Source organism: Neisseria sp. P0021.S007 (genome assembly GCF_051956855.1).
On the sequence record NZ_JBQCXA010000812.1, the window covers coordinates 1 to 592 of the forward strand.

1 protein-coding gene is annotated in these 592 nt (G+C 52.4%); it reads right to left on the minus strand.

The annotated features are described in order from the left end of the window. Positions 1-592, minus strand: a 592-nt coding sequence (tehB, locus tag ACTHUR_RS16090) for a tellurite resistance methyltransferase TehB (protein ID WP_440399678.1), incomplete at both ends; no start/stop codon positions are given.

A 592-nucleotide genomic window follows, 5' to 3' on the forward strand; every position in this document is an offset into this window, starting at 1 on the left:
TCCTTATAGTATTCGCGCAGCTCGCCCTCGCCAAACTTGAACGGGAAAGGCATCGGACAAGGAAAATCTTCCGTATCCATCGCAGACACGATCAGGTTGTAGCCGCCGGGGTTGGTGTGTTCCTTCATATTGGCAATCACATCAGGAACATAACGCGGCATCAGGAACATAAACACTACGGTCGCCACCATATAATCGAAGTTTTCCTGAATATTGGCGGCGTTGAGGTCGTATTCAAACGCGCGAACATTCAACTCTTCAATACGCGCCAGCTCTTCCACGTTTTGAACCGCATGGGGATTATTATCGACAGCGGTAACGTCAAAACCTTTCAAACCCAGATACAGCGCATTGCGCCCCTGGCCGCAGCCCATATCCAAAACCTTGCCGACAGGCACGATGCCTTCGGCGGCGCGGACGGCCGAATGTGTCGCGCTCATGCCGTATTTCTTATTGAAATAGTCCGCCGCCTCGCAGTAAAACGACAGTTGGATTTCCGTGTCTTGCGTTTGCGGCGCAATAAAGTGCCATGCTTGCGGATGGATAATCCAATCGCCGCTCTCAGGCGTCAGCTCATGCGTGGCCGTAACAT